Here is a 14,584-nt window from a genome sequence, read left to right as displayed (position 1 = left end):
TGGCTGTGGTTGGATTCAATCACGGCTGTCCTTTTGAAATTGTTCTTGTAGCAAGAAAAGTCCTTGCCTGATTTCAGCTGGCTCCAAGTGGCCGTAGCCCAAGATTAGTTTATCTAAATGGATGCCTTTACAGATACTATGATCATCTACCGGAGTGACATAAATCCCACATTTTTTGCAGCGCTGGGCAAATTCATGATCAAAGTGCATGCCGGGAAACTCCAGTACCAAATGTAAGCCGGCAGCATCTCCCCAAGGGAACCAGGTTCTTCCAAATAGTTCTTCAAGTGTTTGGAGGAGTAGCTGACGGCGCTGCCCATAGAGTCGGCGCATCTGCTGTATATGCCGGTCCAGCTTGCGGGTGTGTAAATACTCTGCAAGTGCAGCCTGTTCGAACGGAGGATTCTGGACATCGGCATAGGTACGCAAGCGGCACCAACGTTTGTGCAGCTCTAGGGGGAGTACCACATAACCGATTCGCAGTGCAGGAAACAGGATTTTACTGAAAGTACCTACATAAATAACCCGCTGTGTATCCATTGAATAGAGCGGTGCTACCGGTGTGCCACGATAGCGGAACTCGCTATCATAGTCATCTTCTATTACATAAAGATCTTTATTGCGTGCAAACCGTATCAAGTCGGCGCGGCGACCTGCTGGTAGAATTCCGCCAAGCGGAAATTGGTGTGAAGGGGTTACATATACCGCACAGGCCCCATCACCTGTTAGAAATTCGGTCTGAATACCCTGGTTATCTACAGGTACAGGCCGGATTTTAAACCCTTTTCCGTGTAATACCTGCAGCATTCCAACATGGCAGGGATCCTCAACTAAAATCTCTCGTTCTTCTCCCGCTAATAAGCCTGCAAGCAAATGCAGTGCCTGGGTAGCTCCGGCAGTAATGAAAATATCACGGGAATGAACGGTAAGCCCCCTACTCCTAAGTAGCCAGGCCGCAATTTCCTCCCGTAATACCGGTAATCCCTCTGGACCCGTATAACCCCATTGCATCGCAGATAGATTTTCAGTAGCCTTTCGCAGCAATTGGAGCCACATATTACGGGGAAAGCGTTGTAAATCAGGCCGACCTGTCCGAAAATCAGCCAAATACTTAGCGGCAGGTTGTACCGTTTTTTGCAAATCCTCCAGGGCGGGTGCAGGCTTTTCCAGGTGAAGACCAGCAGCTACCCGGGTTTGAGATCCCTGACGGCTTACAATGTAGCCTTCGGCAGATAACATCTCATAGGCTTCATAGGTAGTATTTCGCGATACAGATAGTAGTTTTGCCAGCTCACGTGTGGATGGCAGTAGTTCACCAGGATGTAGCTGACCTGCTGTCATCTGCTCGCGCAACACTTGGTAAATCTGGCGCGCCAATGAAACTTCACTGTGGCGCTGCAAGTTCATTATCCACATAGATCCTCCAACTGGCCCTATAAAAGCAGCCTTAAGCTGGCTCTAATACTAGACCGGTTTATCTGCTACCATTATACCATAGTAGTTAATTATTGTAATTTGTAAATGAATTGGAGGATGAGGATGGAACGGTTTGCAGGTGTGCTTTTTTTATTGGGGGCCTTTACCTTAGCAGGTACTTCGGTGATAGCCGGTCGTTTTGTTGTGGCAACGCTGGGGACTTTTACGATAACGGTCGTGAGCTTATTTTTTGCCTTGTTGGGTTTACTGCCGCTTTGCGGGAGAAAGCTTGGGCAAAGCATTTGGCAAGTGGCTCGGCGGGATTGGGCTAGTTTGTTCATCCAAGCCTTGTTCGGTATCTTTTTGTTCCGGATGTTTTTACTACAGGGGCTATTGCGTACTAGCGCAGGAGAAGCGGGGATACTCACCGGCGCAACGCCGGCAACTACGGTGCTGCTTGCCTGGCTGCTTTTGAAGGAACCGGTGGATAGGATACGCTTTCTTGGCATAATCAGCACGGTTACTGGTATCGTAGTTCTCCAGGGTTTTTTTTCGCCTGACATTGTATTTTCCACAGAACATCTAATTGGCAACGTATTAGTGCTTTGTGCAGCAATGTGTGAGTCGGTATTTAATGTACTATCACGCAGCAGCAGTGTAAAATCTGCTTTGCGTTCAGCTCAGGTTTTGCACCCAATTGTTCAGACTACGCTGGTAGTAATCATTGCCTTGTTGCTTTGTCTTGGCCCTGCACTGACCGAACATCCGGCCGCTGCCCTGCTATCCCTCAGTATTGTAGGGTGGGCAGCATTAGTCTGGTATGGTCTATTTGTTACTGCTTTGGCCTTCATTCTCTGGTATGCTGGCATCAAACGCTGTGATGCCGCAGTGGCGGCAGCTTTTTCTGGTATGATGCCGTTCACAGCGATGATTTTGTCGGTGTTATTATTAAACGAGCAACCTGGCTGGCAGCAATGGCTGGGAGGGCTGCTGGTTGTGCTTGGTATGGTGCTGACTGGTCTAAAAGTGCACACACCACAGCGGCAGGAAAGCTGCTGTACCTGAAAAACAAAAAGCTTCAAGAGCTTACATACTCCTGAAGCTTTTTGTTTGCATAGTGTGCGTCTGAGATAACTCGAAATATACGCGAATAAGTTGCCGGACATCGCTCCGCAACTTCATCACGCAGCAAAATTAGAGACTGTTACAAAATACCCTCTTTGCCGTTGAGCCTTTCAGCATAGAAACCGAGTATACCCTTGCTGTGCGACTTCATGGTGTTTAACACCGGGGTATTTTATAACAGTTTAAAAATATTAAGGAAAGTGTGTTTTTGAAACACACTCTATTAGCAGGTAAAGTCGATGCATAATATATAAGAGTTGCCACTGTAAGCTTGAAAAAGTATAGACCCGGTAAGACACGGCTGACCGTTTGCAAGGGATATATAGGGTTCACTTATGTATCTTTCGAAGCCTGAATGAATATAGAGGTAGTAATCTTTTAATGACTGGTCAGATCCCTTGCAATCTGGACGAAACATTCCGTGACAGTGCTCAGTATTATGCAAATACGCTTTGACGGTTTCGGTTATCTGGGTACCATTTATATCTAATATATAGTAACACTGAACGCAGGTTTGATCTTTTGCTATTTCATTTAGTTTCATTTCAAAGTGTTCAGGGCGGGTACAAGCAAGTTTTTTAATAAGCCCTTCTAAGATCTTCTCGTAGAACTTTCTCTTTAAGGACATATTCCGGATGTTTTCTACTATGGATCTGCGATATGCTGAGCTCAGAAGACGCATAGTTTTTGCACTCACACTGTTTATGTGCTGGGGAAAGGGTGCCGGATAGGCAGTGTAATAGCCTTGCAGAAAGTCAGCGCCGAGTTCAAGGCTGGTTGTGGCTTCACTGTGAGTTTCGACCCCCTCGGCGATGATAAGAGCGCCTGTTTTTTTAGCGACAAGAACTAAAGCCTTAAATAACTCCTGCTTGTAGTAATCGGTATTGATATTATAAATAAGTACGCGGTCAATTTTGATAATATCCGGGTGAACTTGTAGGATTCTATCCATATTAGATGAATCACTGCCTACGTCATCCAAGGCAATTAAAAATCCGTATTGTCTATAAAGTTTGATAAACCTGGTTAAGTTCTCGATGTCATGAACTTTAGACTCAATAACCTCAATAACGATTGATGACGGCTTTAAGCCTAGCTGATTAACCGCTTTTATTAGATGACCGGAACCGACAACTCCCTCATCAAGGATGGAAGTATTAAGATTGAGAAATAAAAAGCTATCGTTGTCTGGAATCCGTTTATAATTTTCAAGTGCTTTTTCGCGGCACAATCTATCAAGTTCAACGCTTTTTCCCTTAGTGGCCGCCGCAGTGAACAAGGGTTGCGGCAAAATCAGATCATTGTTAGCATTTAAGCCGCGAGACAAAGCTTCCAACCCGATAACTGTCTGCTGCCGTATAGAGATGATCGGTTGAAAGTAGGTTTGGATAGCTCTGTGTTTCAGTATCCATTCTAGATTTATGTTATCACTAGTTAACATTAAGATTCCTCAATCCTTCTATGCCATTTAAACACAAAGTGGACAATCTCTACACACATTGCGCAGAGATTGTCCACTTTGACAAGATATATAAATATTACAATGTGGATATAAATTAGTCAAGCTGTTAGTGGGATAGCATTCACTAAGATGACAACAAGTTGACATTTCAACCAAATTAAAATAAGATAAGACTATCAATCACACAGTAAAGAAATTTCCAGGTATAACGGAGGTGGTAGTATTAACGGTTTGACAAGCAAAATACTTCGAGAAGTGGGGACGGTAGCTCGCTGCATTCAATCAATCAGTGACATCATCTATCGAGAAATTAAACTGCAGCGCGGGCAATTCATCTTTTTAACGCGTATCTGCGAGCAGCCGGGTATTAACCTGATCGATCTTTCCCAGGTTCTTAAAGTTGATAAGACAACAACGACTAAGGCAATACAAAAACTGTTGGAAGAAAATTATGTGCAGCGAAAGCGGGACAATGCGGATAAAAGGATGTGGCATTTATATCCGACAGAGAAAGCAGCCGGGATTTATCCTTATATCATTAAAGAAGAAAACCGAAATATTGATGTCTGTTTTGCTGGTTTTAGCCAGGAAGAAAAGGAAATGGTATATCACTTAGTCAAGCGGATGGGTGAGAATATCGAGCAGAATTGGAAAACATTGAAAAATAATTAAGGCTAACTATAGGCAGTGTGTATAGAAAAAGTGGTAATTCACGGAGGGGACTGCAATGGATGTCATTGTCATAGAAAAGTATCGGGAAGCCTATAAAAATGAAGTAATTGATCTAATTTTAGATGTGCAACGAAATGAGTTCCAGATTCCCATTACGCGGGAGGACCAGCCAGATTTGAATGATATACCGAATTTTTATCAAACAGGGACAGGAAATTTTTGGGTGGCAATTTGCAATGGTAAGGTGGTAGGAACAATATCATTACTAGATATTGAAAATAATCAGGCTGCATTACGAAAACTATTTGTAAACCCGGCTTATCGGGGAAGTCATTATAATACAGCAAAGCTATTGTTGTTGACATTAATTGAATGGGCCGCAGAACACAAAATAGAAGAGATTTTTCTGGGAACAACGGCAAAATTTTTAGCTGCTCACCGTTTCTATGAGAAAAATGGTTTTTGCCAAATACAGAAGGAGAAGCTGCCGGCAGCCTTTTCCATTATGAAGGTAGATACAAAATTCTATTACTATCGTATAATAGTGAACAGAAGTATGGAATTTCCAGAGATTTTATAATTACAGGTAAGGGGTGAAGGTTATGAAGCAGTCAAAAGTTTTCTTTACCAATTTGCGCGCAACCCCCAAGATGAATTTGCTGCAAAAGTTAGAGAAGCTTGTAAAAAAAGCTGGAATTGAAAAAATTGATTTCAAGGGTAAGTTTGCCGCAATAAAAATACATTTTGGTGAGCCAGGCAACCTTGCTTTTCTCAGACCGAATTATTCCAAGGTTATTGTTGATGTAATCAAAGCCCAGGGTGGCAAAGTGTTTCTTACCGATTGCAACACGTTGTATGTAGGCAGACGTAAAGATGCCCTGGAGCATTTGGATGCTGCTTATGAAAATGGGTATAATCCGTTTACAACCGGCTGTCAGATTATTATCGGTGATGGGTTAAAGGGAACGGATGAGGCCTATGTTCCTGTTCCTAGCGGCGAATATGTTAAAGAAGCCAAAATTGGGCGGGCCATAATGGATGCCGATATTGTGATCAGTTTGAACCATTTTAAGGGCCACGAGCTTACCGGATTCGGCGGTGCATTAAAAAACATTGGCATGGGCTGTGGTTCAAGAGCCGGTAAGATGGAGATGCATAGTGACGGTAAACCTAAGGTGAGAAGCAAAACTTGTGTAGGTTGTGGCGCCTGCGGAAAAATCTGTGCTCATAAGGCAATAACGGTTACCGGTAAACAGGCTCAGATTGACCATGCCATATGTGTCGGCTGTGGAAGATGCATCGGTGTTTGTCATGTTAATGCGATTGCTCCGGCATGGGATGAGTCCAATGATATTCTCAACAAAAAAATTGCCGAGTATTCGTGGGCTGTATTACATGACAGACCACACTTTCATATCAGCTTAGTTGTTGATGTAGCACCATTTTGTGATTGCCATGCCGAAAATGACGTACCCATAATTCCCGATATTGGGATGTTCGCCTCGTTTGATCCGGTGGCACTTGATATGGCTTGTGCCGATATGGCTAACCAGGCTCCGGTTATCTCAGGCAGCTACTTGGCAGAACAACTAGCCAACCAAGGGTGTGACGGTGGAAAACAGGATCATTTTTGTGCTACTCATCCGGAAACCAATTGGCAGATGTGCCTTGATCATGCCGAAAAAATTGGTATCGGCACAAAGGGCTATGAGCTTATTGAAATCTAATCAGGCTTAACAAGAATCCGTAGATAAATGTTATCTGCGGACATAACCTTTTAGACTTTTTCTTGAGAACAATCGTGTGGGGTGGTAACCTAGAAGCAGGATGTAAAAGCAATACTCCAGGACGAAGGGTAATACATATGTCTTCAAACAGAGTAGTAAAAACTTCAGTACGGAATTTGGTTGAATTTGTACTGCGGTCAGGGGATTTATCGGCAACATTTACCGGCAGTTCCCGCATGGTTGAAGGAAGTAAAATTCACCGTAAAATCCAGCAAGCACAAGGGTCAGAATATGAGTCGGAGGTAAGTTTGGCAATCGTGGTTGAGCGTCCGGATGTGAACCTACAGATCAGCGGGCGGGCCGATGGTGTTATTACTACAACAGACGGGTCAGGCAAGAAACAGGTAACTATTGATGAGATCAAGTCAGTTACTGATGAGCTTGATGAAATACAGGAAGAATATAATCCGCTGCACTGGGCGCAGGCTAAGTGCTATGCTTATATGTATGCCATCCAGCAGGGTTTGCCAAAAATAAGTGTCCGGATTTCTTATTGTCAGGTCGTTAGCTTAGAAGTGAAGATTTTTGAAAAAGTTTATTCTGTTGGCGAGCTAACAGTTTTTTTTGAATTCCTGATAACACAGTATGCACTATGGGCTAAGCGGCTTGGCGACTGGGTAGAGGTTCGGAATGTTTCGTCTCAATTATTACAATTCCCTTTTCCGGAGTTTCGTCATAGCCAGAGGCAATTGGCTGTGGCCGTATATACAACGTTGACTAAGGGGCGTAAGCTGTTTGCCCAGGCACCAACAGGTACCGGCAAGACGATGGCAACCATATTTCCAGCCGTCAAGGCATTAGGCCTGGGGCAGGTGGAGAAACTATTTTTTCTTACAGCCAAAACGGTAACCCGGGACTTAGCAGAAGAGGCCTTTGCCCGGCTGCGGCAAGGAGGGCTGCAGTGTAAAACCCTGACTTTGACTGCCAAAGACAAAACTTGTTTTATGCCGGGGGCAGCTTGTACCCCGGAAGAATGCCAGTATGCTAAGGGTTATTATGATCGCATTAATCTGGCGCTGAACGATTGCTGGCATCTGGAAGCCTTCACGCGGGAGACAATCGAACAAGTTGCCCGGGAGCACAGGCTTTGTCCTTTTGAATTGTCGCTTGATTTAGCTTTGTGGGCAGACATAGTTATATGTGACTACAACTATGTTTTTGATCCCAGGGTATATTTGAAACGCTTCTTTTGCGAGAATAATGACCAGTATTGTTTTTTGGTGGATGAGGCCCATAATCTTGTTGACCGGGCCAGGGACATGTTTTCAGCAGAAATAACCAAACAGAGTTTTCTGGATTTAAAGAAAAGCATTAATCACGAACTTCCCCGGCTGGCTAAAGCTGCGGGCAAGATAAACTCATATCTGCTCACGGCTGGAAAGCTGTGTGTGGAAAAATTCGCAGTGGGTGAAGCCGATTATTGGGTGGGGGCATCGCTGCCGACTGAGGCTTTGCCACAACTCAGAAAATTTATGGAGTTGGCTGAAAAATGGTTGGCAAAGAATGAACAGACCAATTATCGTGAAGAATTATTAGAATTATACTTCAGGGTCAATGCTTTTCTGCGGACTGCAGAGATGTATGATGAGCGGTATGTGACATACTGTGAGAAGCTGGAAAAGGATGTAAAACTCAAGTTATTTTGCGTTAATCCCTCAGAATTGCTGCGGCAGGCGGTTAAACGGGGGCGGGCCGCTATCTTTTTCTCGGCAACATTAACGCCGCTTGCCTATTTTTCAGAGATTCTAGGTGGTGATGAGGAGGATGGCAAAATAGCTGTTCCTTCCCCATTTTCTCATGATAATCTGGGACTCTTAGTTGCCGATACGATTAGTACAACCTATAAAATGCGGCAACAAACCTATGAAGCTATTGTCGATAGTATAACAGCAGCAATTGGGGTAAAAACGGGAAATTACCTGGTTTTTTTACCATCTTACCGCTATATGGAGGAAGTATGTCAGCGCTTTTCCTCAAAAAACCCGTCAACAAGGGTGATTCGTCAAATGGGTGAGATGACGGAAACAGAGCGAACTGAGTTTTTACAACACTTTTCTGATGACAACACGGCTACCCTTGTGGGCTTCGCTGTTTTGGGCGGAGTATTCGGTGAGGGAATTGATCTGACTGGCGAGCGTCTTGTTGGGGCCATTATTGTTGGCGTCGGTCTGCCTAAGATCTGTCTGGAACGGGAAATCGTCAGGCAGTGGTTTGATAGGACAAACAGCCAGGGGTTTGAGTACGCCTATGTTTATCCGGGAATGAACAAGGTCTTGCAAGCGGCTGGACGGGTAATTCGTACCGAACAAGACCGGGGACTGATACTCTTAATTGATGCTAGGTTTTCGCAGCCGAGGTATCGGCGGCTATTTCCACCAGAATGGCGGGGGGCGGTAAGCGCTAAAAGTGTTACTACTATTGCGGATAAGGCAAAAATATTTTGGCTTAAGAGGTAATATACGCGCCAATGGACAAAGGGATAGGTCTATAGTGCAAAATGTTTACATGGATGATCATTTATGTTAAAATATGTCCAAAGAAGAAGACGTTGGCAAAGTAGCCATTAGGTATTTACACCTGATGGCTACTTTTTTTTATAAAATCGTCAAATTAAGAAAGTGGTGATAAGTATGCTGAATAGAATGGGTTTGGCAACAAAAGTAAGTGTTTTGGTAGGTGTATTTATTTTTCTTGGACTGTCCATAGTACTTTTTATCCAATTGACAAATGTACGCCATAATAGTTATGACCAGGCGGTTAGCTTAGCCAAAGAAGCATCAAAAAGCTATGCTAAGAATTTAACCGGCGAGCTCGAAATAGTTGCAACTACATTAAACCATACCCGGACGATAGTCGATTATAGTGCCAGCAATCACGTGTTAAACCGGGAAAATATAATTGATTTACTTAAAGGTGAACTGGAAAAAACGCCATCCATTCTGGCTATCTATACCCTGTGGGAGCCGAATGCTTTTGATGGTAAGGATTCACAGTATATAAATAAACCTGGCTATGATGCTACCGGAAGGTTTATCCCCTATGTTGTCAGAGCCAATGGACAGGTTATCGTCGAGCCCCTTCTAGATTACGAACAGGAAGGAGCCGGGGACTATTATCTTATACCCAAAAAGACCAAAAAGAGTGCGCTTATTGAACCTTACTATTACAAGGTAGATGGGAAGGAAATACTGATAATATCTGTTGTCATGCCGATTATAAATAGTAAGGGTGAGTTTATGGGTATTGTGGGTGCAGATATCTCACTGGCGGCACTGCAGGAAACAATACAGCAGGAGAAGCCTATGGGCGGGTATGTGTCTGTCCTAACCAATAAGGGAATGATTGTTGCCCATGGAGCTAATCCGAAATTTATTGGCAAGAGCTACTTGGACGTTGACCAAACCAGAGGTGGTACAATTGACAATATAATAAAAGGTGATAGCTTTATTGAGAATAGAAAGGCAGCGGGAACTGATGTTAAATCTCTTGAAGTTTACGAACCGGTGCGAATACCGGGAATTGAAACTTGCTGGTCATATGCGTCTATAATTCCGGAAACAAATATTAATTCAGAGTATAATAAGCTGTTAAAAGAGCTTCTACCCACGACGATAGTCGGGATTGTTGTTTTAATAATATTGACCTTTTGGATTGTCAAAGTTTCGCTAAAGCCAGTAAGTAAGGCGTCAGAACATCTGCGGGTATTGGCAAATTCCGATTTTACATCAGATCTTCCAGCCTCATACTTGCAACTTGGTGGTGAAATCGGGGTATTAGCCAAATCTGTGCAACAAATGCAAGTGAATATACGGGGTTTAATCAGCGAGGTATTTTCCCAGTCGCTTCAAACTGACAAGTCCATGGTCCATACGGAAAAGAGTGTTGAGTTACTTAATGCTCAGCTTAAAGATATCTCGGCCACAACGCAGCAACTAGCTGCAGGGATGCAGGAAACAGCAGCTTCAGCGGAAGAAATGAGCAATACCTCCACTGAGCTGGGGCGCTCGGTGAAAACCTTGTCTTTGAAGACTGAACAGGGGATAGAGGCAACCAAAGAAATGATGAGCAGAGCAAACGAGCTGCAATTTAATGCAGTATCATCAAGAAATAATGTTAACAACATGTACACTTCGGCAAATACAAAACTAAAGTCTGCAATTCAGCAAGCTACAGCTGTAAGGCAAATTAATGCGTTATTGGATACTATCGTAAACATAACCTCACAGACCAATCTACTTGCTTTAAATGCCGCGATTGAGGCTGCCCGGGCGGGTGAGGCCGGAAAAGGGTTTGCTGTTGTCGCAGATGAGATTAGAAAGCTTGCGGAAGAATCTAAAAAAGCCGCTAATGAAATACAAAGTATCACCAATTTGACAGTATCCTCTGTTAATAATTTGGCTGAAAGTGCTGCACAATTGCTTGAGTTTGTGGATAAAGAAGTAATGAAAGATTATGAGGTGCTTGTCCTGACTGGTGATCAATATAGTCAAGATGCAAAATATATTGATAATATCTTAGTCGATTTCCAGGGGGCTTCTGCTAGACTATTTAAGCTGATTGATGACTTGTTGAAAGCCATCGAAGATGTTGGTAAATCGGCTGATGAAGGAGCCGACAATACAGCGAGTATCGCAGAGAAATCGGCCGTTATTTTCCAACAGTTTGAAGAAGTTGTAAGACAAGCTGAAAATGCAAAAAATTGCTCGGCAAAATTAAACAACATTTTGGCAAAATTTAAGGTCTAATGCTTTAATACTGTGAATAGTTAACAGGTTGATATAGAAAGACAAAGTACCTAATTTCGGTATAAGTCGAATTAGGTACTTTGTTTTTTACGTTAGCATGTTTCTTTTTATACGAGTACGTTACTTCATTATATTTTGTTAACAGAAAGCAACTAGCTTGAGTTTATTGTGGTGAAGTGGATTATTTATGATATGATATACAAGACACGGGTTAATTGGAGGATGCAGTATATATATGATGATTATCGCCATTGGTTTTATTAGCTTAGCTGGCCTTTTTTATACTCTGGCTGTATTAGCAGAAAAGGTTCAAAATAATTTGAATTGGTGGCATGTAGTAGTTTTTTGGTTAGGCTTAGTATTCGATAGTATCGGTACTAGTGCAATGAGCCAAATTGCGGGGCGATTTCAGGCTGATTTTCATGGTTTGACAGGGATGTTTGCTATCCTGCTTATGTTTATTCATACAATATGGGCAACATGGGTATTACACTCAGAGAATAACTATTTAAAAGCTAATTTTCATAAGTTAAGTATTTTCGTATGGCTAATATGGTTAATCCCAATGATTTCAGGTGTACTCTTTAGTACTTTTAAACTGCATTTTGTCGAACTTGTTCAGATGATTTATAATTTTTGAATTAAGGGTGACGGATTAATGAAAGATGCCAAAAGAGTGAGCTCAAGCTATGAACTATATATGACGCATTAAAGAGTAAAAAAATATCAAAAAGAAGCAACTATTGATAATTATTATTTGTTAAGAAAATGGTTTTTGGATTTTATGGCGAAATCCTTTGTCAATTAATTCATGACGAAGGGGTAGACACATGCGAGACATCCGCCAATTACCATCAGAAGTAATCCATCGAAGAGTCAAACGCCTCAAAAGAAAAATGAAGTCATGTAAGAATTCGCGGATGCAGGAACGTTATCAAACGATTTACCTGTATTTGCAAGGGTATTCAAAAGAAACAATTTCTCAAATAACTGGGCGGGCTCTTAGCACAGTCTATCGATATATTAATCTTTATGTTAATTGCGGATTAAAAGGCTTACGAATGAACCATTCGCCAGGCCGGCCAACCTTTTTAAGCGAAGAGCAATGCCAACAAGTGTATGATATGGTTGCACATCACGTTCCAAAAGACGCTGGATTTTCGGTAGAAATGAACTGGACAGCTCCCTTACTGCAGCAATGGATTGAGAAAACTTTTGGTGTAACTTACAGTATACGCGGTACGTTAAATTTGTTGCATAGCCTTGGATTTAGCTGTACCCGGCCCACATACACTCTGGCTAATGCAAATCCTCAAAAACAAGAAGAGTTTAAAAAAACTTTATGAACTGAAAGATTCGCTTTTGCATGGTACAATCGACCGTCTGCTGTTTCAAGATGAGTGCATGATTAGGGACTATCAAGCCATTTTTCGGACTTGGTTTCCTAAAGGAAAGCAAAGAATAGTTCCAACCTACGGAAAACACAGTGGTGTAAAGCTAATCGGCGTATTAGATTATGAAACCGGAGAAGTAGTATGTAGTCACTCTACCAGTTATGATGCACAGCAATTTCTCGCATTTTTGCAATTGGTGCTTGAGAAATATCCTGGTCAAAAAATCGTGATGATTTTGGACAATGCCCGCATTCATCATGCCAAACTGCTTCAACCTTTTTTGCAACAAAACAAAGAAGTACTTGAGTTAGTTTTTTTACCCCCATATAGCCCACAACTAAATCCAATTGAAAAAGTATGGGGTTGGCTCAAACGCACCTGCATCTACAATGTTTTTTTCAAATCAGTTGAGGAAATTGCTAATGCTGTATTTGCTTTTATTAATGATATTAATCGTAATCCGCTTAAGACCGTCGACCGCATTTGTGTTTAATTTTTCATTGTTTAATGCGTTGTATATAGCTCAAAATAATTTGAAACAGATATTTAATAATCTGCCCCATACAATTTTTGTAACTGATAAGTACGGCAATATATTGCTTTCGAATACAACGACAGCCCTGACGCTTGATATGTCTATCGATCGATTGCTTACATCCAATGTTAAGGATTTAGTAAATAACGAATTTTATAATAAATCTTACGCGCTTGAGGCTGTAGAAAAAAAGTGTGAACAGAGTGGCATGTTAAGAACTAAACTTGGCATTGTCCATTATTCGAGAAGTACGCCGGTGCTTGACGATAAAGGAGAAGTTATTTTAGTCGTAACCTACGGTATACCTCCTGATGCGCAGGAGTTACCCGTTAGCCGCGAGGAACAAGAACAGAATAGCCGGCGCACACGAGAAATTGAATATTTAAGAAGGTATGTTTTAGAAACCGAAACAATTGTGGCGGAAAGTAAGGAAATGAAGCAAGTATTACTGAAGACTCATAATGTGGCGCAGGTTGATAGTACGGTCTTGCTATTAGGTGAATCGGGAACAGGCAAAGAGATTTTAGCTAAATATATACATCGGCATAGTAAAAGATCCGAGAAAGCCTTTATTGCGGTGAATTGTGCCAACCTGCCAGAAAATCTGGTTGAATCTGAGCTGTTCGGCTATGAAAAGGGAGCTTTTACAGGAGCACGTGCAGAAGGAAAAGTGGGATTGTTTGAGGCTGCTCATCAGGGCACATTGTTTTTAGATGAGATTGCTGAGCTTCCTTTTTTGTTGCAGGCAAAATTGTTGAGAGTGTTAGAAACTTACGAAGTTCGGCGTATCGGCAGCAATATGGACCGGAAAATGGATTTTAGGCTTATTGCCGCTACAAATAAGGATCTGGAAAAGATGGTTGAGGAGGGGAAGTTCCGCAGTGACTTATATTATCGTCTCAATGTTATACCCATAGTGATACCGCCACTAAGAGAGCGGCCGGAAGATGTCGCGACTTTGGCCTTACGCTTCTTGGATTACTTTAATAAGAAATATGGATTGGAAGTTGAATTTGATGCCGCGACCTGTACGGCTTTGCAAAGTTATCAGTGGCCGGGCAATGTACGTGAATTGCGCAGTGCCGTCGAGCGCAAAGTCATTAGTGGTATGCAGGCCGGTCAACCTGATTTACTGGCCTTTGATGCCATTTCTCAAGAAAATAAATACAACCACAATATCTTTAGCTTATTAGGGCTAAATGGCACCTTACGTGAGGTTGTCAAGAAGGTGGAACGAAAATATATCCAGCATATAGTAAAAGAGTGTGGTGGAAAAATTGGTAAGGCAGCCGAACGTCTCGGAATTTACCGTACGGTTCTTTACCGCAAATTAAAAGAAATAGAACGTCAACATGATGGGGAATAGTAAGGTGATAACAAAGATGTAAATTAGCGGCAATGTACCTAAAATGGTACATTGCCGCTTTTGTGTTGGGAAAAAAGGTGAA

General features: G+C 42.3%; 11 protein-coding genes. 9 read left to right on the top strand and 2 right to left on the bottom strand.

Annotated elements, in window-relative coordinates; translation table 11 throughout:
* Positions 1–15 precede the first annotated feature (15 nt).
* Complete coding sequence (gene pdxR, locus AC1ECB_RS22120) at positions 16–1,416, bottom strand: MocR-like pyridoxine biosynthesis transcription factor PdxR (protein WP_485665804.1); 1,401 nt, start codon at positions 1,414–1,416, stop codon at positions 16–18.
* A gap of 123 nt (positions 1,417–1,539) precedes the next feature.
* Here pdxR and AC1ECB_RS22115 point away from each other — a divergent pair, with 123 nt between their 5' ends.
* Entirely contained in the window at positions 1,540–2,481 is a 942-nt protein-coding gene (locus AC1ECB_RS22115) for a DMT family transporter (protein ID WP_485665803.1), read from the top strand.
* A 283-nt stretch (positions 2,482–2,764) separates the two neighbouring features.
* Here the strand turns inward: AC1ECB_RS22115 and AC1ECB_RS22110 are convergent, their stop codons facing one another.
* On the bottom strand, positions 2,765–3,982 hold the full coding sequence (locus AC1ECB_RS22110) for an EAL domain-containing protein (protein WP_485665802.1): 1,218 nt from the start codon (positions 3,980–3,982) through the stop codon (positions 2,765–2,767).
* A gap of 252 nt (positions 3,983–4,234) precedes the next feature.
* On the opposite strand from AC1ECB_RS22110, the gene AC1ECB_RS22105 reads away from it, so the two are divergent.
* From AC1ECB_RS22105 to AC1ECB_RS22070, 8 genes are all read left to right on the top strand, one after another.
* Complete coding sequence (locus AC1ECB_RS22105) at positions 4,235–4,675, top strand: MarR family winged helix-turn-helix transcriptional regulator (protein ID WP_485665801.1); 441 nt, start codon at positions 4,235–4,237, stop codon at positions 4,673–4,675.
* 55 nt (positions 4,676–4,730) lie between these two features.
* On the top strand, positions 4,731–5,255 hold the full coding sequence (locus AC1ECB_RS22100; RefSeq protein ID WP_485665800.1) for a GNAT family N-acetyltransferase: 525 nt from the start codon (positions 4,731–4,733) through the stop codon (positions 5,253–5,255).
* 22 nt (positions 5,256–5,277) lie between these two features.
* Positions 5,278–6,402 (top strand): DUF362 domain-containing protein, encoded by a 1,125-nt coding sequence (locus tag AC1ECB_RS22095; protein ID WP_485665799.1) that lies wholly within the window; start codon positions 5,278–5,280, stop codon positions 6,400–6,402.
* Positions 6,403–6,539: 137 nt separating this feature from the next.
* Positions 6,540–8,918: an ATP-dependent DNA helicase gene (locus tag AC1ECB_RS22090; RefSeq protein ID WP_485665798.1), complete on the top strand. Its 2,379-nt coding sequence runs from the start codon at positions 6,540–6,542 to the stop codon at positions 8,916–8,918.
* Between the two features lie 174 nt (positions 8,919–9,092).
* The gene (locus AC1ECB_RS22085; RefSeq protein ID WP_485665797.1) at positions 9,093–11,207 is read left to right on the top strand and encodes a methyl-accepting chemotaxis protein; all 2,115 of its coding nucleotides are present in this window, start codon (positions 9,093–9,095) and stop codon (positions 11,205–11,207) included.
* 235 nt (positions 11,208–11,442) lie between these two features.
* Complete coding sequence (locus AC1ECB_RS22080; RefSeq protein ID WP_485665796.1) at positions 11,443–11,847, top strand: HsmA family protein; 405 nt, start codon at positions 11,443–11,445, stop codon at positions 11,845–11,847.
* Between the two features lie 190 nt (positions 11,848–12,037).
* Positions 12,038–13,094 (top strand): IS630 family transposase gene (locus AC1ECB_RS22075; RefSeq protein ID WP_485665795.1). Its coding sequence is split into 2 segments (ribosomal slippage): positions 12,038–12,546 and positions 12,545–13,094, totalling 1,059 coding nucleotides; the frame shifts between segments, so codons are not numbered across the junction.
* Positions 13,024–14,502, top strand: a complete 1,479-nt coding sequence (locus AC1ECB_RS22070; protein ID WP_485665794.1) for a sigma-54 interaction domain-containing protein — start codon at positions 13,024–13,026, stop codon at positions 14,500–14,502. The genes AC1ECB_RS22075 and AC1ECB_RS22070 overlap by 71 nt, the downstream gene beginning before the upstream one ends.
* Positions 14,503–14,584: the final 82 nt, after the last annotated feature.

This window comes from Sporomusa sp. 246TCP1 (assembly GCF_057319775.1).
The sequence above is the reverse complement of the archived record's forward strand: the minus strand, read 5'-3'. Positions and strand labels throughout refer to the sequence as shown.